The sequence below is a fragment of the Pedobacter sp. genome, from assembly GCF_045627485.1.
Taxonomy (GTDB): Bacteria; Bacteroidota; Bacteroidia; order Sphingobacteriales; family Sphingobacteriaceae; genus Pedobacter.
The window spans coordinates 1-20,545 of the sequence record NZ_JAZQNU010000024.1 but is presented as its reverse complement, the minus strand read 5'-3'; the positions used below and the strand labels follow the sequence as shown (position 1 = coordinate 20,545).

General features: G+C 40.6%; 18 protein-coding genes and 4 tRNA genes. 16 read left to right on the top strand and 6 right to left on the bottom strand.

The annotated features are described in order from the left end of the window. The 6 genes from ACR2F3_RS02085 to ACR2F3_RS02060 form a co-directional block, all read left to right on the top strand. The coding region (locus tag ACR2F3_RS02085) for an HD domain-containing protein (protein WP_432708319.1) at positions 1–498 on the top strand (498 nt) is incomplete at its 5' end. Positions 499–591: 93 nt separating this feature from the next. Next, positions 592–1,092 (top strand): DUF962 domain-containing protein, encoded by a 501-nt coding sequence (locus ACR2F3_RS02080; RefSeq protein WP_432708318.1) that lies wholly within the window; start codon positions 592–594, stop codon positions 1,090–1,092. A gap of 112 nt (positions 1,093–1,204) precedes the next feature. Further along, entirely contained in the window at positions 1,205–3,991 is a 2,787-nt protein-coding gene (locus ACR2F3_RS02075; protein WP_432708317.1) for a TonB-dependent receptor domain-containing protein, read from the top strand. Between the two features lie 111 nt (positions 3,992–4,102). Beyond that, positions 4,103–5,554 carry a hypothetical protein gene (locus ACR2F3_RS02070; protein WP_432708316.1) on the top strand — a complete coding sequence of 484 codons (1,452 nt, stop codon included), beginning with the start codon at positions 4,103–4,105 and terminating at the stop codon, positions 5,552–5,554. A gap of 185 nt (positions 5,555–5,739) precedes the next feature. Next, positions 5,740–6,987 (top strand): C40 family peptidase, encoded by a 1,248-nt coding sequence (locus ACR2F3_RS02065; RefSeq protein ID WP_432708315.1) that lies wholly within the window; start codon positions 5,740–5,742, stop codon positions 6,985–6,987. Positions 6,988–7,004: 17 nt separating this feature from the next. After that, positions 7,005–8,144 carry a dipeptide epimerase gene (locus ACR2F3_RS02060; RefSeq protein ID WP_432708314.1) on the top strand — a complete coding sequence of 380 codons (1,140 nt, stop codon included), beginning with the start codon at positions 7,005–7,007 and terminating at the stop codon, positions 8,142–8,144. A 143-nt stretch (positions 8,145–8,287) separates the two neighbouring features. Here ACR2F3_RS02060 and ACR2F3_RS02055 read toward each other — a convergent pair whose 3' ends face one another. After that, positions 8,288–10,036, bottom strand: coding sequence for a lysophospholipid acyltransferase family protein (locus tag ACR2F3_RS02055; protein WP_432708313.1), 1,749 nt, complete (start codon positions 10,034–10,036; stop codon positions 8,288–8,290). Between the two features lie 72 nt (positions 10,037–10,108). Here ACR2F3_RS02055 and ACR2F3_RS02050 point away from each other — a divergent pair, with 72 nt between their 5' ends. Together ACR2F3_RS02050 and ACR2F3_RS02045 are read left to right on the top strand one after the other, a co-directional pair. Then, positions 10,109–11,047 carry a ComEA family DNA-binding protein gene (locus tag ACR2F3_RS02050; protein WP_432708312.1) on the top strand — a complete coding sequence of 313 codons (939 nt, stop codon included), beginning with the start codon at positions 10,109–10,111 and terminating at the stop codon, positions 11,045–11,047. After that, positions 11,044–11,571 carry an adenine phosphoribosyltransferase gene (locus ACR2F3_RS02045; RefSeq protein WP_432708311.1) on the top strand — a complete coding sequence of 176 codons (528 nt, stop codon included), beginning with the start codon at positions 11,044–11,046 and terminating at the stop codon, positions 11,569–11,571. The genes ACR2F3_RS02050 and ACR2F3_RS02045 overlap by 4 nt, the downstream gene beginning before the upstream one ends. Here ACR2F3_RS02045 and ACR2F3_RS02040 read toward each other — a convergent pair. From ACR2F3_RS02040 to ACR2F3_RS02020, 5 genes are all read right to left on the bottom strand, one after another. Next, complete coding sequence (locus ACR2F3_RS02040; RefSeq protein WP_432708310.1) at positions 11,568–13,661, bottom strand: PAS domain-containing protein; 2,094 nt, start codon at positions 13,659–13,661, stop codon at positions 11,568–11,570. The two genes, ACR2F3_RS02045 and ACR2F3_RS02040, sit on opposite strands and share 4 nt — an antisense overlap. A gap of 159 nt (positions 13,662–13,820) precedes the next feature. Next, positions 13,821–14,084, bottom strand: coding sequence for a SusD/RagB family nutrient-binding outer membrane lipoprotein (locus tag ACR2F3_RS02035; protein ID WP_432708309.1), 264 nt, complete (start codon positions 14,082–14,084; stop codon positions 13,821–13,823). Further along, on the bottom strand, positions 13,990–14,241 hold the full coding sequence (locus ACR2F3_RS02030) for a SusD/RagB family nutrient-binding outer membrane lipoprotein (RefSeq protein ID WP_432708321.1): 252 nt from the start codon (positions 14,239–14,241) through the stop codon (positions 13,990–13,992). The genes ACR2F3_RS02035 and ACR2F3_RS02030 overlap by 95 nt, the downstream gene beginning before the upstream one ends. Next, entirely contained in the window at positions 14,232–14,435 is a 204-nt protein-coding gene (locus ACR2F3_RS02025; protein WP_432708320.1) for a SusD/RagB family nutrient-binding outer membrane lipoprotein, read from the bottom strand. Before ACR2F3_RS02025 ends, ACR2F3_RS02030 begins: the two co-directional genes overlap by 10 nt. Positions 14,436–14,622: 187 nt before the next feature. Then, positions 14,623–16,164 carry a SulP family inorganic anion transporter gene (locus ACR2F3_RS02020; protein WP_432708308.1) on the bottom strand — a complete coding sequence of 514 codons (1,542 nt, stop codon included), beginning with the start codon at positions 16,162–16,164 and terminating at the stop codon, positions 14,623–14,625. Between the two features lie 389 nt (positions 16,165–16,553). Here ACR2F3_RS02020 and ACR2F3_RS02015 point away from each other — a divergent pair, with 389 nt between their 5' ends. The 8 genes from ACR2F3_RS02015 (at position 16,554) to ACR2F3_RS01980 (ending at position 20,372) form a co-directional block, all read left to right on the top strand. Continuing rightward, the gene (locus tag ACR2F3_RS02015; protein ID WP_432708307.1) at positions 16,554–17,726 is read left to right on the top strand and encodes an acyl-CoA dehydrogenase family protein; all 1,173 of its coding nucleotides are present in this window, start codon (positions 16,554–16,556) and stop codon (positions 17,724–17,726) included. 497 nt (positions 17,727–18,223) lie between these two features. Continuing rightward, positions 18,224–18,418, top strand: a complete 195-nt coding sequence (gene rpsU, locus ACR2F3_RS02010; RefSeq protein ID WP_432708306.1) for a 30S ribosomal protein S21 — start codon at positions 18,224–18,226, stop codon at positions 18,416–18,418. Between the two features lie 136 nt (positions 18,419–18,554). Then, the gene (locus ACR2F3_RS02005; RefSeq protein WP_432708305.1) at positions 18,555–19,439 is read left to right on the top strand and encodes a tyrosine-type recombinase/integrase; all 885 of its coding nucleotides are present in this window, start codon (positions 18,555–18,557) and stop codon (positions 19,437–19,439) included. Between the two features lie 15 nt (positions 19,440–19,454). Further along, positions 19,455–19,802 carry a ribosome hibernation-promoting factor, HPF/YfiA family gene (gene hpf / locus ACR2F3_RS02000; protein WP_432708304.1) on the top strand — a complete coding sequence of 116 codons (348 nt, stop codon included), beginning with the start codon at positions 19,455–19,457 and terminating at the stop codon, positions 19,800–19,802. 173 nt (positions 19,803–19,975) lie between these two features. Beyond that, positions 19,976–20,048 (top strand) — tRNA-Thr (locus ACR2F3_RS01995). A 37-nt stretch (positions 20,049–20,085) separates the two neighbouring features. Next, positions 20,086–20,171, top strand: a tRNA-Tyr gene (locus ACR2F3_RS01990). Between the two features lie 7 nt (positions 20,172–20,178). Next, positions 20,179–20,251 (top strand) — tRNA-Gly (locus ACR2F3_RS01985). A gap of 49 nt (positions 20,252–20,300) precedes the next feature. Then, positions 20,301–20,372 (top strand) — tRNA-Thr (locus ACR2F3_RS01980). Positions 20,373–20,545: the final 173 nt, after the last annotated feature.

Genomic DNA, 20,545 nt, shown 5'->3' with positions numbered 1-20,545 from the left:
TTAAATGCTAAAATGGCTAAACGCGCAGGCTTACTTCACGATATTGGTAAAGTGCCTGACGATAACCCAGAATTACCACACGCTATTTTAGGTATGCAACTGGCCGAGAAATATAAAGAACATCCGGAAATCTGTAACGCTATTGGTGCCCACCATGATGAGATTGAGATGACTTCCATGATTTCACCAATTGTTCAAGCCTGTGACGCCATTTCAGGTGCACGTCCGGGTGCAAGACGTGAAGTGGTAGAAAGCTACATCAAACGTTTAAAAGAATTGGAAGAACTTGCTTTGTCTTACCCTGGTGTTGAGAAGACCTTTGCTATTCAGGCAGGAAGGGAACTACGTGTTGTGGTAGAAAGTGAACGTGTTACCGATCAGCAAGCAGAATTGTTAGCTGCTGATATTTCTAACCGTATTCAAACGGAAATGACCTACCCTGGTCAGATCAAAGTTACAGTAATCAGAGAAACACGTTCTGTTTCTTTTGCGAAATAGGGCTTAGTTATATTACAATCATATTATTTGAAAAGCGATGGATTATCTATCGCTTTTTTTAATTTTACAGGAATCGAGTTTTAAGAACAAATCATGAAAACCAACGCTAAAAGCCATATCGACGTACTTTTTGATAAATATGCTGAAAACCATCAACATCCTTCCAATGAACTGATTCATTGGGTTTGTGTACCGCTGATTGTATTTAGCCTGTTAGGTTTAGTGTGGTCCATTCCTTTTCCTTACCTGGAATTTATGGGGAGTTATAATGGTTACGTAAACTGGGCTTCCTTTTTAATTGCTTTCTCCATTTATTACTACTACAAACTATCTCCAGTGATGTCCTATTTCATGCTGCTGGCGGTTTTTGTAATGAGCATGTTTATCGTTCAGTTAGAAAAGGTGGAAGCTAATGGTGGTCCGGCGGTATGGTTGGTTTGTGCCGTCATCTTTATCCTCGCCTGGATCGGTCAGTTTATAGGCCATAAAATAGAAGGGAAGAAGCCTTCGTTTTTAGAAGATGTTAAGTTCTTGTTAATTGGTCCTATTTGGTTATTGCACTTCATTTGTAAGAAATTTGGCGTTCGTTACTAATTCAACCGGCATTTAACACTAACGTAACCTTATCATCATCGAATGGTAATTCGCGGCTAACTTCGAGATAACGTGGTCGTAATATTTTTGTCCTAACTTAAAACAGGACAAATTGAAACCACAAATAAATCTTAGCGCTATAATTACCATCATTGGTGTAATTATCAGTGCAACAGTTTTTGCACAAGGAAATGGAAAGATCTCCGGAACGATATCCGATAAAAAATCCGGCGAAACACTGATTGGCGTAACCGTTAAAATTAAAGGTACCAATACTGGTATTGCTACAGATGTGGAGGGAAGGTATTCACTGACCGCTTTGCCTGCAGGTAAACATATCCTTACTTTCCAATACGTGGGATATAATGGCAAAGAAATTAGTGATGTTGCAGTGACTAACGGCCAAAATACCATCCTTAACGTAATCCTGGAAGAGTCAAATCTTCAAAATCTAGCCGAGGTAGTGATTCAGGGTTCCTTCAAAAAGGAAAGTGTGAATGCGCTTTATGCGAAGCAAAAAAATAATGCTGCTATATCTGATGGTATTTCTTCAGAGCTGATCAAAAGATCGCCGGATCGGAACACCTCAGATGTATTGAAAAGAGTAAGTGGTGCCACCATCCAAGATAATAAATTTGTTGTGATCAGGGGCTTGAGTGATCGTTACAATACAGCTATGCTGGATGGCGCTTCGCTGCCAAGTACAGAGCCGAATAAAAAAGCTTTTTCTTTTGATATCGTACCCTCTAACTTAGTAGATAACCTCATTATTAACAAAACTGCCACACCAGATCTGCCTGCAGATTTCACCGGTGGTGCTATTCAAATTCAAACTAAAGATATTCCTGATCAAAACTTTATTACCCTGGGTATAGGTGCGGGTTATAATACGGTTTCTACCGGTAAGGACTTTTTAAGTGGTCAGCGTACGGCAACGAACTATTTTGGTTTTGATAATGGTAAAAAACAATTACCCACGAATTTCTTCACGACAGATCAGATAGTAAATGGCTTAACAGCAGAGCAAAATGTTAAAGCTTTAAGAAGCTTGCCGCAAGACTGGAATATCTACAGCCGATCGGCTTTACCAACACAAAACTACCAGTTTACAGTGGGTCGGGTTAAGGACCTGAAAAATAATTCGAGATTAGGTGCTATCGTATCCCTTACTTATCGGAATGCCCAAACTATCAACCAGGATGTAGTTCGTGATTATTATGATTATGACTACAGCGATAATGTTTACAAATTCTCAACCAATATGGGTGCGTTGGCCAATTTCGCCTACACGTTCGGCAAAAATAAAATTACTTTCAAAAATATCTACAATAGAATCTACGATGATCAGTTCTTATCCAGAACCGGATCTAATCAGGCCACTCAAAGCGATGTGCGGTTCTACGCCTTTGACTTATTGCAAAAATCTTTATTTAAATCAACTGTAGAAGGTAACCACCAGTTAGGCGTAAAAAATGCTAAAATTGACTGGTCTTTTAGTTACAGCAATGTATTAAACGATCAGCCTGATCAACGTAAGGTAAGTTACACCAGGCTCTTCTCCGATGCTGGTAATCCTGATGTCGATTTTGCAGCAAACTTATCAACCCTCGGAAAAGAAAACACCAGGTTGTTTTCAAAGCTAAATGAAGATAGTTATGCTGCCGGTGTAAACTTCACGATGCCGGTAAACATCTTTAGGAAAAGCAGCACCTTTAAAGCTGGTTTAAACAGCCAATACCGCGACCGTATTTTTGATGTGCGTTTCCTGGGAATGCTGTTAAGAACAGATGATGCGGATGTTAGGGAACGCCCTTTGAATCAGTTGTTCGGCAGTGAATTAATCAACAATAACATCTACAAATTAGGTGAGATACCAAACTTTCAGGATTCCTATACAGGAAATTCTTTAACTAATGCTGCTTATGCCATGTTGGATAACCGCATCGGTGATAAAGCAAGAATTGTATGGGGTGCCCGCCTAGAGCAGTTTAACCTGGATCTACAAGCGAAACAAGCTTCCTTATCTACGGTAAAACAAAATTATATAGATGTGTTGCCATCGGCCAACTTCACTTACAGCCTGACGGATAAAATTAACTTAAGGGCTTCTTATTACCGTACCCTTGCACGTCCGGAATTCAGGGAATTAGCCATCTCTTCGTATTATGATTATGAGTTACTGGCTTTCCAACAAGGTAATCCTGATTTGCAGCGGTCTACGATTAATAACATGGATGTACGTTTTGAATTGTATCCTTCAGCTGGCCAGATTATATCGGTATCAGGTTTTTACAAAAAATTTAACGACGCCATTGAAACCTTAAACAGTGATGTCGGTTCAACGCGGATCATCACCTATTTTAATTCAGATAAGGCGTCGGTTTATGGAGTGGAGTTTGAGGTTCGTAAAACCCTTGATTTCCTGATTGCCAATGATTTTATGCGCAACACAACTGCATATGCCAACCTTTCGATTATCAAATCAACGGTATCCAACCCGGATGATACGGGGTTGTTTTTACAGGATGACGATCGCCCGATGGTGGGGCAGGCGCCTTATGTGATCAATGCCGGTTTGCAGCACAGCTTCCTGCATGATAAGTTCAATTTCAATGCGCTGTATAATAAGGTAGGTCGCCGATTGGCCATCGTTGCCGGTGTTACTTTTCCAGCAGTATGGGAAGCACCCCGTGATGTGATTGATTTACAATTGGGCATGAAAGTGTTAAAAAACAAAGGCGAACTTAAATTTAATGCAGGTGATTTACTAAACCAGCGCAGCGTACTGTATTATGATCAGAATACCAACAAAAAATATGATGGAAGTCCGATTGATGACACGCTGAGCAGTTATAAATCAGGGCGCAATTTATCTGTTGCTTTCTCTTACACTTTCTAATGTTAACTCCTTATCCGGTCAATCCAGGTTAACATAACAATTGCTTAAAGTGCAGGTAGCCTTATGGTTATAGTTAAACAACATCTTTGATTATCATAAATAAACAACTATATGAAAAAACAATTTTTAGCTATTGCCTTAATCGCTCTTGTATTTTTGGCAAGCTGTTCAAAATCGACAATGGACGATTCACCAGTTGATCCAGTGAATCCAGGTGGTAATGCTGGTGTAGTAGAAGTTACCGGTGATGTTACTGCCGCCACAAAATGGACTGCAGATAAAATCTATTTGCTAAAAGGCAATGTATTTGTAACCAACAACTCGGTGCTAACGATCGAACCAGGTACTATTATTAAAGGAGATAAAGCAACGAAAGGTGCTTTAGTGATCACCCGCGGTGCAAAAATCGAAGCCGTAGGAACGGTAGAAAAACCGATTGTATTTACTTCTAATATGTCGGCTGGTTCACGTGAGCCTGGCGACTGGGGTGGATTAATCCTTTTAGGAAAAGCAAAGAACAATCAGGGTACATCCGTACCGATCGAAGGTATTTCTGATGCAACCGATAAAGGTAAACATGGTGGTACCGAAGATGCAGATAACTCAGGTACTTTAAAATATGTACGAGTTGAATACGCAGGTATTCCATTAGGACCAGATAATGAAATCAATGGTATTACTTTTGGTAGCGTAGGTTCTGGAACCACTGTGGACTTTGTACAGGTGTATCGTTCTGGTGATGATGCTTTCGAATGGTTTGGTGGTGCCGTAAATGCGAAACACTTAATCGCTGTGGGCACGTGGGATGATGACTTTGATACCGATCACGGTTTCTCTGGAAAAATTCAGTTCGCTGTTTCACAACGTTTAGCTTCTGTTGCTGATGTATCAGGATCAAATGGTTTTGAATCTGACAACAATGGTGCTGGCGACAATAAGTTACCACAAACCTCAGCCGTATTTGCTAACGTTACAGTTTTAGGTCCCTTACATGAAGCAGCTGCAAAGAGCATCAATGCTAACTATCAAAACGCTGTACAGATCCGCAGAAATTCTGCCATCAGCATTTTAAATTCTGTATTTGCTGGTTACACCGAAGGAATCTTCTATGATGACGCTTTACCAGCAGGTGGAACAGAAAATTCAAGTAACGCCTTATTAACAGGAAAGTCTGTTTTTGCAAACAACCTGGTATTGGGTAGCAATGGTAAATCAAACCAGATTAAAGCTTCCAGCCCAGCAAAGCAGGCCTTAATCAGCGCTGGTTTAAATGTTAATAATACATTCACTCCTGGCGCTTACGCATCAAGTGTATTGACCGATGGTTACAAATACTCATCAGATTTAGTTGGCGACGTTAAAATGCAAGGTGTTCCTAACTTCACGGTTATTGCAGGATCTGCAGCTGCTGCTGGTGCAATTTTCACTGACGCAAAAGTAGCAGATGCTTTCTTCGAAAAAGTAGCTTATAAAGGCGCTTTTGGATCTGCTGACTGGACTGCTGGATGGGCGAGATTCAACCCACAAGCATTAGCTTATACCACACCAGGTGCAGTAAAATAATTTTCATATCATCTCTCGTTTGAAGCAGGCTGGTTATCCATGCCTGCTTTTTTTGTTAAATATGAATAAGGATAGTCAATGATCAAAACCGATGTAACAAATTGCGTGATTTTGCGGGTAAATGTTGCGTTTATTTGCAATATTTAAGGAATAAATTTTAGCGGAACTCCTTATATTTACTTTACATGTTCAATCACCCTATGCGCTTTGCTAAATTCGTAGCATTTCTGACTTTAATGATTGCTGGCTTGAGCTCAAAAGCCTTAGCAGCGACCGATAGCCTGTTGCTGAAAAAGATAAACACGCTGGCTGCCACTGTCGGTAAATCACTTGCTCCAGATAAAAGGACGGCTGTTTATAATATAGAGGTTAAGGAAGGGGCAGTCCCCGAAGTGACGGTGGAAACGACATTACCACAGGCTGTAGATTCACTACGTGCTGCTTTTTCGAAGGCCGGAATAAAAACAGCGATCACGCCAAAGCTACTTCCTGATTCCGCAATGGGCGATCAGCGTTATGCGGTAGTTACCTTGTCGGTGGCCAATAACCGTCACACACCATCTCATGGTGCCGAAATGATGACACAGATGATGATGGGTACACCAGTAGAATTGTTAAAAAAGCAGGGCGGTTACTACCTGGTGCGTTCTCCTGATTTTTACATTTCCTGGGTGGATCATGATGCGCTGGCCATCATGGATGCAAAAGCTTTTAATGATTGGAAAGCTGCTCCTAAATTAATTTACACTGCCGATTTTGGCTTTTCTAACGCGGAACCAACTATGAAATCTTTGAGGGTATCAGACCTGGTAAAAGGTAATCTTTTTAAGCTTATTGCTAAGGAAAAGGGTTTCTATAAAATTGCCTATCCGGATCAGCGCATCGCGTATATCCGCACTGAGGAGGCTACAGACTACCAGAACTGGGTATCCAGACCAAACCCAACGGCCGAACAACTGCTCAGCACTGCTAAAACATTTATGGGTGTTCCTTACCTCTGGGGCGGCACTTCCTTAAAAGGAGTTGATTGTAGTGGATTTACAAAGACCGCCTTTTTTTTAAATGGTATTATCATCCCGCGCGATGCTTCTCAACAGGTGTTGGTAGGCGAACCCGTCGATGTATTTGAAGGTGATACGGTCAATTTCCAGAAGTCGGTAAAGAACCTGTTGCCGGGAGATTTACTCTTTTTTGCCCTGGCTAAAGGGAAAGTACCAAACCCAAGAATCACACATGTGGCCATCTACATGGGTGAAGGGCGATTTATTCAGTCGGCAGGAAGGGTGAAAATTAACAGCCTTGACCCAAATGCTGCAGATTATGCGCCTTCACAAGCACTGACCATGATGAGTGCCCGTAGAATTTTGCCTGCGATCGGCACAACCGAAATAATCCGGGTAGACCAACATCCTTTATATACTGCCCCTAAATAATGAACAATCACCAAAACATGAATAAACGAAGAGATTTTTTAAAGAATACCGCCTTAATGGCTGGTGCCTCGCTGGTGATGGGTACTGCACCACTATTGGCAAGTGCAAGGGAAATCCATGCGGGTAAAGGTGTCATGAAGCTGCGCTTCAAACCATATACTTTACAGCTTAACCATGTATTTACGCTGGCCACCAGTTCGAGGTCTACCACACCGGTAGTGCTTACTGAACTTGAATACAATGGTGTAATTGGATATGGTGAGGCCTCGATGCCTCCATATTTGGGCGAATCGCATGAAACGGTGATGAAGTTCCTGGCTAAAGTTGATCTTGCTAAGTTCGATGATCCTTTTGAGATGGAAAACATCCTGAATTATATTGATCAGCTGGAACCTGGAAACCGCGCAGCCAAAGCGGCCGTAGACATTGCACTGCACGACCTGGTGGGCAAGATCATGAAAAAACCCTGGTATAAAATATGGGGTTACGATGCCAGTACAACTCCCGACACTTCTTTCACCATAGGGATTGATACGCCTGAGATGATTCGCAAAAAAGTGAAAGAAGCGGAACCGTACAAGATTTTAAAAGTTAAACTAGGCCGGGATACGGATAAAGCGATGATTGAAACCATACGCGGCGTATCCGATAAACCCATCTGTGTAGATGTAAACCAAGGCTGGACCGACAAAGCTTTTGCTTTGGACATGGCGCATTGGCTTCACGAAAAAGGAGTGGTCTTTATAGAACAGGGCATGCCCAAAGAACGTGTTGACGACAATGCCTGGTTGACGCAAAACAGTCCGATTCCAACCATTGGCGATGAGTCTGTACAGCGTTTGGATGATGTGTTAAAAGCACATCAGGTTTATAGCGGCATTAATATCAAACTTATGAAATGTACAGGTATGCGTGAGGCACACCGGATGCTGGAACTGGGTAAAGCTTTGAACATGAAAATCATGATTGGTTGTATGACCGAAACTTCCTGTGCCATATCAGCGGCTGCACAATTAGCACCTATGGTAGATTGGGCCGATTTAGATGGGGCACTGCTTATAGGTAATGATGTTTACAAAGGTATGGACGTGGTTAACGGTAAAATTACCCTGAACGACCAGCCCGGCCTTGGTCTGAAAAAGATTAAAAACTATTAGCCCAGTAGCTTGGTGTTACTAAGGTTAATACTTCGTTCACATTTACTTTATATACTAAACATAAATTTGCATTTAAATAGTTGGTTTATTAAAACTCATAAGGTTTAGTTGAAACAAAAATGCCCCGATAGGTCGGGGCTTTTTTATAGGTTTTTACCAACGCGTTCCAGCATCTCTTCAGGGATGTTGTTTGTATCGACCACTAAAAAGCCATCCAGGCAATCAGAAAATTTAGGATCTATATTAAAGCAAATGATTTTGGCATTCAGACTTAGGTATTGTCTTAACAACACAGGGATTTTTAAATGCGTTTTTTCGATGTCTGAAATCAGGCTGTCTAGATCTTTTAGAGATTCACTATTTTCCAGTAACAAATTCTTATCGGCCGTTAAATCTGCCTTAAACTTATTTTTTGGTTTTACATAATGTGCCAATTCATAGTCGAAATGATGTCGGGTAATGTAATCGACAATCAGCGATTTAGAGAACTTAGAGAAGTTGTTGCTGATACTTACGGGCCCGAAAAGATAGCGGTATTTGGGGTTATCGATCAGGTATTTTAAAATGCCTTTCCATAACAGAAATAAAGGCAAAGGTTTTTGCTGGTATTCTTTTCTGATCCACGATCTGCCAAGTTCTATTCCGGAACTTAAAATAGGGTAAAAGGCTTCTTTAATTTTAAACAGTTCCGACAAATAGAAGCCGCGGCGCCCCATGGTATCCAATATTTCGTCACCTTTACCTATGCGGTAGGCACCCACGATATTCAGTTTCTCTTTATCCCAAATGAAAAGGTGATTGTAATAGATATCGTAATTATCAAGATCTATTTTCTTATTAGTGCCTTCACCAATTTCACGGAATGTAATTTCCCTTAAACGGCCAATTTCGCGCAGTATGTTAGGAATTTTTTGGGTGGGACAAATGTATACCTCATAGTCTTTTTCTGTCCAAACCTTACAGGCTTCCACGGTGGCCACTTCATTGGTAAGTTTAACCTGAGGTGTTTCTTCAATTATAGTTGCCGGCTTTTTTTTAATTTTAAACAGGCTAATGGGGTTGAAAAGTTTCTTTTCATGTTCCAGTCCGGTAGCCAGGGCATAGGTGCGTGCACGTAAGAAGTCGAGCAGTCTGTTTGAGTTATTTTTATAGGATATGTCGTCTATTATAATAGGCTTTCCAATCCGCACCTTCATTTTAAGACCCTGTTTGTTTAGAAATTCGGAGGGTAGTTTGGCGGTCCTTAATGTGGGGTGTATAAGGCTTAGTAAGTTAAACAAGATACCATTATTGCCATGGAAATAAATAGGTACTACGGGTACTTTGGCTTTAGCAATTAATTTTCCAACTACCGGATGCCAGAGGCGGTCGGTAATTTCCTGCTTATTCATATTAAAGGTTGAAACCTCTCCAGCTGGAAAAATGCCGATGGGGGTACCTTTGCTAATTAATTCGAATGTGGCTTTCAATCCACTAATACTGGAGCTGTGCTGTACATTTTCAAAAGGGTTAACAGCAACAAAAAATTCTTCCAGGTTGGGGATTTTTTTTAGGATAAAGTTCACCATCACCTTAGCTTCCGGCCGTACCGTACATAACAGTTTAACCAAAGCCAGACCTTCAACACCTCCATAGGGGTGATTGGCAATTGCAATAAACCCCCCTGTTTTTGGAATGTTCTTTAAGTCGTCTTCATCGAAATCTATTTCTACACCAATAGTTTCTAAAATTTTATCTACGAATTCAAGGCCATTATATTCCTGGTTTTTGGAGAATACTTTATTGATGTCTTTAAGTTTCATAATGGCCATGAGCAAGCCTGCCAATCCGGGAACACCAAGTTTATCAATTTTTGTTGCCTTTGCGAATTCTGATGTCGTGATGATTTCCATTAATTAAAAAAGGTTGCAATAAGAACAAAAATAAGCTTTATATTCCTATTTATCGGTAGTACATTAAAGGGCATGAAAAAATGGCTGACCAATTATTTCGATTTGACCAAAGGAGAGTTTAACGGCCTGATGGTATTGGTGCTGCTCATTTTTATGGTAAGTGGCTTTCCAACTGTTTATAATTGGTTATGGCCGGTTCCAATAGACTTAAAGCTGGAGCGAAGGGCGGAAGCATATTTCAGGAAGCTGGCTTTAGACAAACAACATGCGCCAGCCTTTGAAAGGGAAAGAAAGCCATTCAAGGTTGTTGTATCGGAAAAACGACCACTGCGATTACACCGGTTTGATCCAAATACCACCAGCCTCAGCGGCTGGCAGGATTTGGGCTTCTCTTTAAAACAGGCACAGTCTATACTTAAATACAGGCAGAAAGGCGGCCAGTTCAGAAAAGCTGAAGACCTGCAGAACATGTATGTGGTATCGCCAGAGGTCTATCAACGATTACGTCCATATATTGCGATTGTGGCGCCTCATGAAACCAAAGTACAACTTCCATATAGTGAGGTAAATTATCGTTCACCACAACATCCAGTGAGTGTGATGCCAAATCCACTGGTCGATATTAATCGCGCAGATACATCAGTGTTGGAGAGTATCCGAGGGATAGGGCGTGTCTTTGCAAGAAGGATTATAAAGTACCGCGAGAGGATTGGTGGCTTCCATAAAAAAGAACAGTTAATGGAAGTGTATGGTCTGGACCTTGTCAAATTTGAGGAAATCAAAGATCAGGTGCTTGTAGACGCGTCAGTAGTTAAACGGTTGAATGTGAATAGTATCCGTGTGGAAGATGTAAAAAATAATCCATATATCCGGTACAAACAGGTGAACGCTATTATTCAGTATAGGGAACAACACGGAAATTATAGTAATTTTGACGACTTGAAAAAAGTGATTATCCTTACCCCTGAGGTGTTGGAGCAGTTATCGCCATATATTTCTTTTACACCATGATTGAGACCAAAATAAAACAAGTTGTTAGAGACGTTGCTGATTTTCCAAAACCAGGGATAGTTTTTAAAGATATTACCCCAATTCTTAAGAACCCAGAATTATGTGCCGAAATAACTGCAGCATTGGTTATCCAACTTCAGGGTATTCAAATTGATGTCGTTGCGGGTATTGAAAGCCGTGGTTTCCTGTTTGGTATGTTATTGGCCCAAGCTTTGAAAGTGCCTTTTGTACCCATTCGTAAAGCTGGTAAACTTCCTGCAAAAACCATTCAGCAAGCTTACGACATAGAATATGGAAGTGCTGTTATAGAGTTGCACGAGGATGCTATAAGTCAGGGACAGAAAGTACTTATCCACGACGACTTGCTTGCAACCGGCGGAACGGTAGCTGCGGCATCTCAATTAGTTGAAAAGCTACAGGCAGAAGTGGTGGGCTGTTCTTTTATTATTGAATTGGAATTTTTGGCTGGCAGAGAAAGATTGAAAGGTTATAACCTGGAAACGTTTGCTTTAGCATCATATTAAGTTATACTTTTATATACAGCTTCCGTTTTTTTGATAATTTCTGTGGTGACCAGGTCAAGCTCTGCCGCAGAAAGATGGAGGTGAGTAAAAACTTCCTGGTTAACCGGACCAAGGTCCTCTATGTTAACTAGCGACAATAGGCCAATCAGTCTGGCTATTGGAGCCCTTACAACATGACTTTGGGTCCAGGAGATTTCATTTAATATAGCATTTTGTGCCTCAATGGCTTTAATGTGATTTACTATTTCTGTAATGTCCTGTATGGAACCCAACATGCGTAATAATGTACCTGCTTTATTGTAAATTAAAGTACACTTTTGCAATACAGCTTTGTAAGACCCATCCGAACAGCGAAAACGATATTTCGTCTCATATTTCGTTTCCTTGCTTTGCACACATTGATGAAATCCAGAAACTATATTTTCCATATCATCCGGGTGTATTTTAGCTTGCCAATCGCTAAACTGAAGCGATGCTCCGGGTTCATAGCCAAAATTTTCTCTAAATCCTTCGCCCCAGAAGAGCACATTGTTTTGAGCTTCCCAGTCAAAAATAGCATCACTTGTTGCTTTAGAAACAAGGTTAAATCGCTCTATACTCTCCTTAAGTTTAATCTCATATTCAATTCTGTGGGTAACATCACGCGAGTTGGTTACCAATCCGCCAACTGCTGGATCGTCTCTCATATCGGTAATAACAGATTCTAGCCACCGGTAATGCCCCTTACTTGTGTAAAAACGAAAGGGAGATATCTTAATCCGCTTTTTCGTGTCAATCGTTTCCATTTGTAATTTAACGGTGGGGATATCGTCGAGGTGAATGAAATTAAAAGGACTTTTTCCTAAAAAGAATTCAGGGTCAACTCCTAAGATTGCGTTTGTATTACTGTTGAAATAACTGTAACGCCCTTCTGCATCTATGATCGCAATTAATTCAGAACCACTTTGTATAAGGGCTTTAAAATATTGCTCACTTCGTTTTACAGACTCTTCCGCAGCAATTGTCTTTGTTACATCAATCAGTGCAACCAAACGTGCTTTGTGATTACCAAAGTCGATCGTATTTCCCCTTGTTTCTACAGTGATAAGTTCACCATTTTTCTTTTGGTGTGTGACTAATCTGGTGTGAATGTTACCTGAGTTAACCTCATTCCTGATCATATCGTTAAAGTTTTGAAGCGCAGTATTGGGCCTGATGTCTTCTAGTGTCATGTTCATGAACTCTTCATAATTATAACCGTAATGATCTATTGCAGCCTGGTTAACATCAAGATACCGTAAGGTGTTTATATCGTAAACACACATGGGCAACGGACTTAAATTAAACAGGGTTTCATAGTTTTGTTTCGCAAGCTCTAATTGCTTGTCCGACTCCACACGTTGGCCTATATCCCTAAAGAAAACAGAAATTCCTTCCTTGGATGGGTATGCGCAAACATCCAACCACATGTGGTAAAGTGGGTAATATACTTCAAATTGACGTGGAACATTTTCCAACATGGCAATTTGGTATTCCTTATAAAAAGGCAGCGACGTCGCATCAGGAAAAATTTCCCAAATATTTTTACCGATGATCTCGTGCCGCGACATTTGCATCACATTTTCTGCTTCTTTGTTCCAATAGGTAACTAACCAATCTTTGTCTAATGCAAAAAAAGCATCTGTAATGCTTTCAAGAATGGTTGCGCTTTGCTGGTTAAAAATAACGGAAGCTTGTGCTTCCTCCATTTGGTTGATTGAGGGCTTTTCAATAAGTGGTGCGACGGCATCCATTATTAGGCTAAACACGAGATAGGCTACCTGGCCATCCTCATCCAGCAGCGGATAGCACTGGGTATTTATTGCTTTCTTAAAGATTAACGTGTAGCTTAACGATGATAAGAGTATTCCCCGGTAGGATGCTAACTTATTTCCCTCAACAGCTAGGTGAGCCGCACTCGCACCAATTAAATCAGCAGCGGTGGTATTTAACTCATTCAGGCAGGCCTCATTGGCATAAGCTATCGTAAAATGCGGGGCATCTGGGCAGATAAGCAGGGTTCCAACAGCCGACGTTTTAAAAACATTTTTTAAATTTTCTACCGTTAGCATCCTTTAAATAATTGTTTTTGTTTCTTATTTATTTGTAGTATGTAATATAATATTGTGTTAAAGTTAAAATAAATAATGACAAAAGGCTAACTCTATGCTAAAGCCAGCTTTTTTTTAACTGGATTAAGCTGGAATTAGCCTTTTTTTGTTTTTAGGTTGCTATTTTACGTCAAACCACAATTGGGTGGTTAATAAATCAGGGCCCTGGTTGGCAACTGCAGCCTTGTAGTTTTCAGGATTTAAACTTTGCTCGGTACCGGGATAAATAAAACGCACCGGCATATTTCCGTTTAAAGCGCCTGCAACCGCCGGATGTAATTCCGGATAATCAAGTCTTCTCCATTCTGCAAAAGCCTCTAATCCTTGTCCGAATAAAGCAATCCATTTTTTGTTCACCAATTGACTTTCTGAAATCTGCAGCATCGTACTGTATTGCCGGATTAGCCTTGTACTCGGAAATGGCTGCAGCACCTATCCCATATTGTGCGAGTGATGCACTTATTGCTTCACTACAAAGTTCAGCCGCATTTTCCGCCGTGAACCCCCTGGCTCCAGGTTTTGAAGTTCTGGTTAAACCAATATATTGCTTACCGGGTTTTGATTAGGCGTAGCTTTATAGGTTAACTTAGCATTCTCGGCATTAGAATTTATATAGTTTCCAACTTCTATATTGATTTCCGCAAGCGTTTGTTTTGCCAGTTCAGGCTCACGATCTGTAATACGTAAGGCAATCCGCAGGCGTAGGGCATTGGCGAATTTTTTCCAGTTAGCGATAGCATAGGTTTACCATGCCTTGGAATAGCCAGTTGTCTACAGATCTTGTAAACTGGTATTCGTTATATATTTCTAAATGTCGTTTTCTAAGATTAAATAGAAAATTGATGGTGGACCAAAGCATAGCCGTCCTAAAAGTAGAGGCCAATTTCAGCCTATTAAAAAATATTAGGCAACAATTAGCGTGCTAGCTGTTCCGGTCTGTAGCAACGTGATAGGAAGGGTCTTCAATAATATTTACATGAATCACATTGCCTGCATTTTTGAGCAAAGCAAGGCAATCCGGGCTTAGGTGTTTAAGCTGTAGTGTCTTACCTGCTTTCTGGTAACGCTCGGTTAATTTGTTCAGGGCGTCGATGGCAGACATGTCGGTTACTTTACTTTCCTTAAAGTCGATCACTACCTGCTGCGGATCATCGTTGATATCAAACTTTTCATTAAAAGCAGCTACCGAAGCAAAAAACAGGGGACCAAAAATTTCGTAGTGTTTCACTCCCTGCTCATCGATATACTTTCGTGCTCGTATTCTCTTGGCGCTTTCCCAGGCAAAAACCAAGGCTGAAATAATAACGCCTATAAGAACGGCCAAGGCCAGGTTGTGAAGGTAAATTGTAATTGCCGCCACCAGGATACCCACAAAGATATCGTGTTTAGGCATTTTGTTCATGATGCGAAAACTTGCCCACTCAAAGGTGCCTATGGCTACCATAATCATTACGCCGGTTAGGGCCGCCATGGGCACAAGACCAATTACAGGTGCGCCCCATAAAATTATAATCAGGATGGTAATAGCAGCAACTATACCCGATAACCTGGCCCGTGCACCTGCACTCAGGTTCACTAAGGTTTGAGCGATCATGGGGCACCCGCCCATGCCGGAGAAAAATCCATTTAAAATATTGGCGCTTCCTTGTGCAATACATTCCCGGTTACTATTTCCTTTTGTGGCTGTGATTTCATCAACAAGATTTAATGTTAGCAGCCCCTCTGTTAATCCTACACCGGCCATTATCAATGCATAAGGAAAAATAATTTGCAGGGTATCGAAGGTGAGTGGTATTTGTGGGATATGGAATGGTGGAAAACCACCACTCACTGCGGCAATATCACTCACTGTTTTGGTATCAATGTTAAAACCTTGAACCGCAAAAAAGATGACCACAATTGCAACAAGCGATGGTGGTACAGCCCGGGTAAATCTGGGCAGGATATAAATTATAGCAATGGTGAGAAACACCAATCCCGCCATAATATATAAGGGTGTGCCTACAAGCCAGGTTGACTGCCCGTTAACGACCGTTTTAAATTGTTCCAGTTGCGACAGAAAGATGACGACTGCCAGTCCGTTTACAAAACCATACATTACAGGTTGTGGCACCAGCCTGACGAATTTGCCTAGTTTGAACAAACCCACCACAATTTGGAATACACCCGCCATGGCCACAGCAGCCAGTACATATTCTAACCCATTACTTTGCATTAAAGCAATGAGTACAATAACCGTTGCGCCAGCACCACCAGATATTAATCCCGGTCGGCCGCCAAATACGGCAGTTACCAGGCCCATAATAAAAGCTGCATATAGCCCCATCAAGGGAGGGAAACCCGCCAATATGGCAAAAGACAGCGATTCAGGCATCATGGTCATGGCTACGGTCATCCCTGCTAAGATTTCAGTTCTATAATTTATCTTATGTGAAAAGTCGAAAAGTTGTATTCCTAATGGCATGCCTGGTATTTGTAATGCAATATTATCGCTTTATTTTAATATTCCTTGTAGCCGCATCAGGACTGCTATTTTAAAAGAGTGAAAGTTTAGCTAAAAATAGGTAAGAATTCACAATGTTTTCACGCCAATGCACTAAACGCCTTAAGTAAAATTAAATTAACCTAAATGAGGTAGGGTGGTGCTCTTTATTCCCAATTTCAGATAGGTTAGGTTGATGCTAAAAGAAATTTAATTTTTTTTAAAGGCCATTGTACAAGCTTTTTTAGTGCCCGAAACCCAATAACTCAGGTAATTGAACTAAATACCATTTTGTACTACAAACGAGAAAATTTCCTTTTTGTAAAACTCTCTTTATATTTATTATTATTGTTCAAAAATCAGGATCAAAAATGCATGAAACGTTAGAAAATTCTATAGGATATAGTTTTGCTGTTTCTGAAAATCAAAAGATGATCAGAAGCATGGTAAAAGATTTCGCAGAGAAAAGCATTCGTCCGCATGTGATGGAATGGGATGAGGCGCAATATTTTCCGGTAGAGGTATTTAAAAAACTCGGCAGTTTAGGACTGATGGGCGTGTTAGTACCGGAAGTTTACGGCGGATCGGGCTTTGGCTACCAGGAGTATGTAGATGTTATTGTGGAGGTAGCTAAAGTATGTGGCTCTGTAGGCCTTTCCTTAGCAGCACACAACTCCTTGTGCACAGGGCATATTCTTGCCTTTGGTAATGAAGAACAAAAACAAAAATGGTTACCAAAATTGGCAACCGCCGAATGGATTGGTGCCTGGGGTTTAACAGAAGCTAACACTGGTTCTGATGCCCTTCGTATGACGACAACAGCCACTCTGGTTGGTGACGAATATGTGATCAACGGTGCAAAAAACTGGATCACCCATGGTAAATCTGGTGATATTGCTGTAGTTATGGTGAGAACCGGTGCCACAGGCGATTCGAAAGGAATATCAGCCATTGTAGTAGAAAGAGGTACACCAGGTTTTACAGCTGGTAAAAAAGAGAATAAATTAGGTATGCGTGCGTCGGAAACTACAGAGATGATCTTCGACAATTGCAGGGTACCTAAAGAAAATATGCTTGGAAATGTAGGCGAAGGTTTTAAACAAGCCATGAAAGTATTGGATGGAGGTCGTATTTCGATTGCAGCTTTATCCCTGGGTATTGCAAAAGGTGCCTATGAAGCAGCTTTGGCTTATTCAAAGGAACGCCACCAATTTGGTCAGCCGATTTCAAGTTTCCAAGGCATCAGTTTTAAACTGGCAGATATGGCAACTGAGATTGAAGCTGCCGACCTGCTGATCAGACAGGCTGCTAATTTGAAAAACCGGGGCATGAAGATGACCAAGGAATCGGCCATGGCAAAATACTATGCTTCTGAAGTTTGTGTGCGCGCTTCAACAGAAGCGGTGCAAATCTTCGGTGGGTATGGTTATACAAAGGATTTTCCTGTAGAAAAATTTTACCGTGATAGTAAGTTATGCACCATTGGAGAAGGAACTTCAGAAATACAGAAAATAGTTATTGCACGAGAACTTTTAAATACATAACTTAGAATTCCGATCAGTTATTAGCACGAATATTCTAACCAAATATAAATCCCCAAACCCGTTAACATAACTGTTGCGGGTTTTAATTTTACTGCCATTTTATTTACTGTGATTACCAAATACCTCTGGTCCCGGCAAAGGTTCATAGTTAGCTGGTTTCATAACCTTAGCTGAGGTCTACTGAGGTCTATATGGTATAGCTTTTGTGCACACTCTTGCGGTGTTTGTCGAACCTGGTGTGTTACTGGGTGTGTCTCAGATACGTAGTTGAAGGCATAGTACTACCCAGGTTGGCTAAATTTCTAAACAATTGTTATTGAAGGAAGTTGTTGTGAGCAGGAACTGCTGCGCGGTGGAGCGATAAAAACAGTAAATAAATTAGCAGTTTTGTCAGTTATAAATTATAGTAATCTATTTCGAATATAATAGATTGATTTTTAAAAACTTTGTATTACCTTTGCAATCCTAAAAACAACGAGAGGAGGTATTTTAACGTTATGATTATAATTAATATTAAAGACGGCGAATCACTTGATAAAGCGCTAAAGCGTTTCAAGAAGAAGTTCGAAAAAACAGGTGTTCTAAGAGAACTTCGTAGCCGCCAAGCATACGAGAAAAAATCTGTTACTCGTCGTACGTTAGTGAAACACGCTATCTACAAACAGAACATGCAACTAGAAGGAGCGATTTAATCTCCAATAGTTCTATCATAAAAAAAAGCGTTGCCAATACGGCAACGCTTTTTTTTATGTCATAATTTTGATTAAATACTAAATCCATGTTAAGATTTTGTATATTCACTTCATGCGTTTAACCAGCAGCAAAACTATGGTTATTGAAAAATTTTTATCTTACCTCAGCAACGAGAAACGCTATTCTCCACATACCATCACATCTTACCAGGTTGATTTGTTGCAGTTTCGTGACTTTTTGCAAACCACTTTTGAGATGGAATTGATGGACGCAAAATATGTACAGGTGAGAGACTTTATGGTTTACCTTCTGGATCAGCAAATTGGTCCGAGTTCGGTGAGCAGAAAAATGTCGGCCCTGCGCAGTTTTTACAAATATAACCAACGGCTTGGGCTAGTGGCCAGTAATCCGGTATCACTGATAAAAGTCCCCAAAGCCCCCAAACGGTTGCCCGTATTTATAGATGATCAAAAAATGGATGATCTGTTAGATTCAGCCGAAATCTTTGGCAGCAGTTTTCTTTCGGTTCGAGACAAGCTAGTACTGGAAGTATTATTTGGGTCGGGTATACGCCTGGCCGAATTAATAGGATTACGTGACCAGGATGTAGATTTTTATGAAGGAACGGTTAAGGTGACAGGCAAGGGGAGCAAAGTGCGGCTGATTCCATTGCCTAAGGCCTTGCTGGTATTACTTAAAGAATACCTTGATTTGAAGTCCTTTCAAAATTTCGACAACAAAACCGACGCTCTTATTGTTACTAATAAAGGAGGCGTTGTATCTCCAGCATTTATATATAAAACCGTAAAACATTACTTGTCCTACATTTCCACACATAGCAAACGCAGTCCGCATGTTTTAAGGCATTCTTACGCCACCACCTTGTTAAACCGGGGTGCGGACCTAAACGCGATTAAAGAGTTGCTTGGACATGCTAGCTTAGCAGCAACTCAGGTATATACCCATAATTCCATAGAAAAGTTAAAATCAGTATATAAACAAGCCCATCCAAAGGCATAAAAAAAGGAGGACAACATGAAAATCAGAGTTCAATCGATCCATTTCAATGCAGATAAGAAGTTATTAGAGTTTATACAACGTAAAGTAGATAAGCTAGACCAGTATTTTGACCAGATTATAAGTGGGGAAGTGTATTTGAAACTGGAGAATGTGGAAGATGAAGCTAACAAGATTAGCGAGATAAAGTTGATGGTTCCAGGAATGACTATGTTTGCAAAAGAGCAATGCAAGACGTTTGAAGAGGCAACTGATTTATCAATTGAGTCCTTAAAAAAGCAAATAACAAAGCACAAAGACAAGACACGTGCAAAATTATCCGAGCATAAAGAGATATTAAGTTCTAATGAAGTGTCTGATTATTAAGGATATATTCCGATAGAATTTTTAAAAAGGATTGGCGGCCTAAAAACCGTCAATTTTTTTTTCAAATAATTTTGGATAGAAGTTTAATTCGTGTAGATTTGCATTCCCAATCGGAAGAGGCATTAACCTTAAAGAAAAGGGAAAAAGGTTCTGTGAAAGTTTAATAGTAATAAGCCTCCTTAGCTCAGCTGGTAGAGCAACTGACTTGTAATCAGTAGGTCATTGGTTCGATCCCGATAGGAGGCTCTTTTAACTCGCATAGCAATGTGTGGCAGTTAAAGATGGGGGGATACCAGAGTGGCCAAATGGGACAGACTGTAACTCTGTTGTCGCAAGACTTCGAAGGTTCGAATCCTTCTCCCCCCACCATAAAGAAGCGGAAGTAGCTCAGTTGGTAGAGCGATAGCCTTCCAAGCTATAGGTCGCGAGTTCGAACCTCGTCTTCCGCTCTTAAAATAAGTTGGGCAATCGGCTAATATAGATTGCAAGCTGAGATTAGCCGAAGTAGCTCAGAGGTAGAGCACTTCCTTGGTAAGGAAGAGGTCGTGGGTTCAAGTCCCATCTTTGGCTCATAAAAGTAAGAAACTTTGTCAGGTCTGTAAATAAGAGCAGCGTGAGCAAGGTTTTTTGTATTGAATAATATCAAAACAACAAATTAAAAATAAAAGTTAACCTACTAATAAGTATAAAAACATGGCAAAAGAAAAGTTTGACCGCAGCAAGCCGCACTTAAACATCGGCAC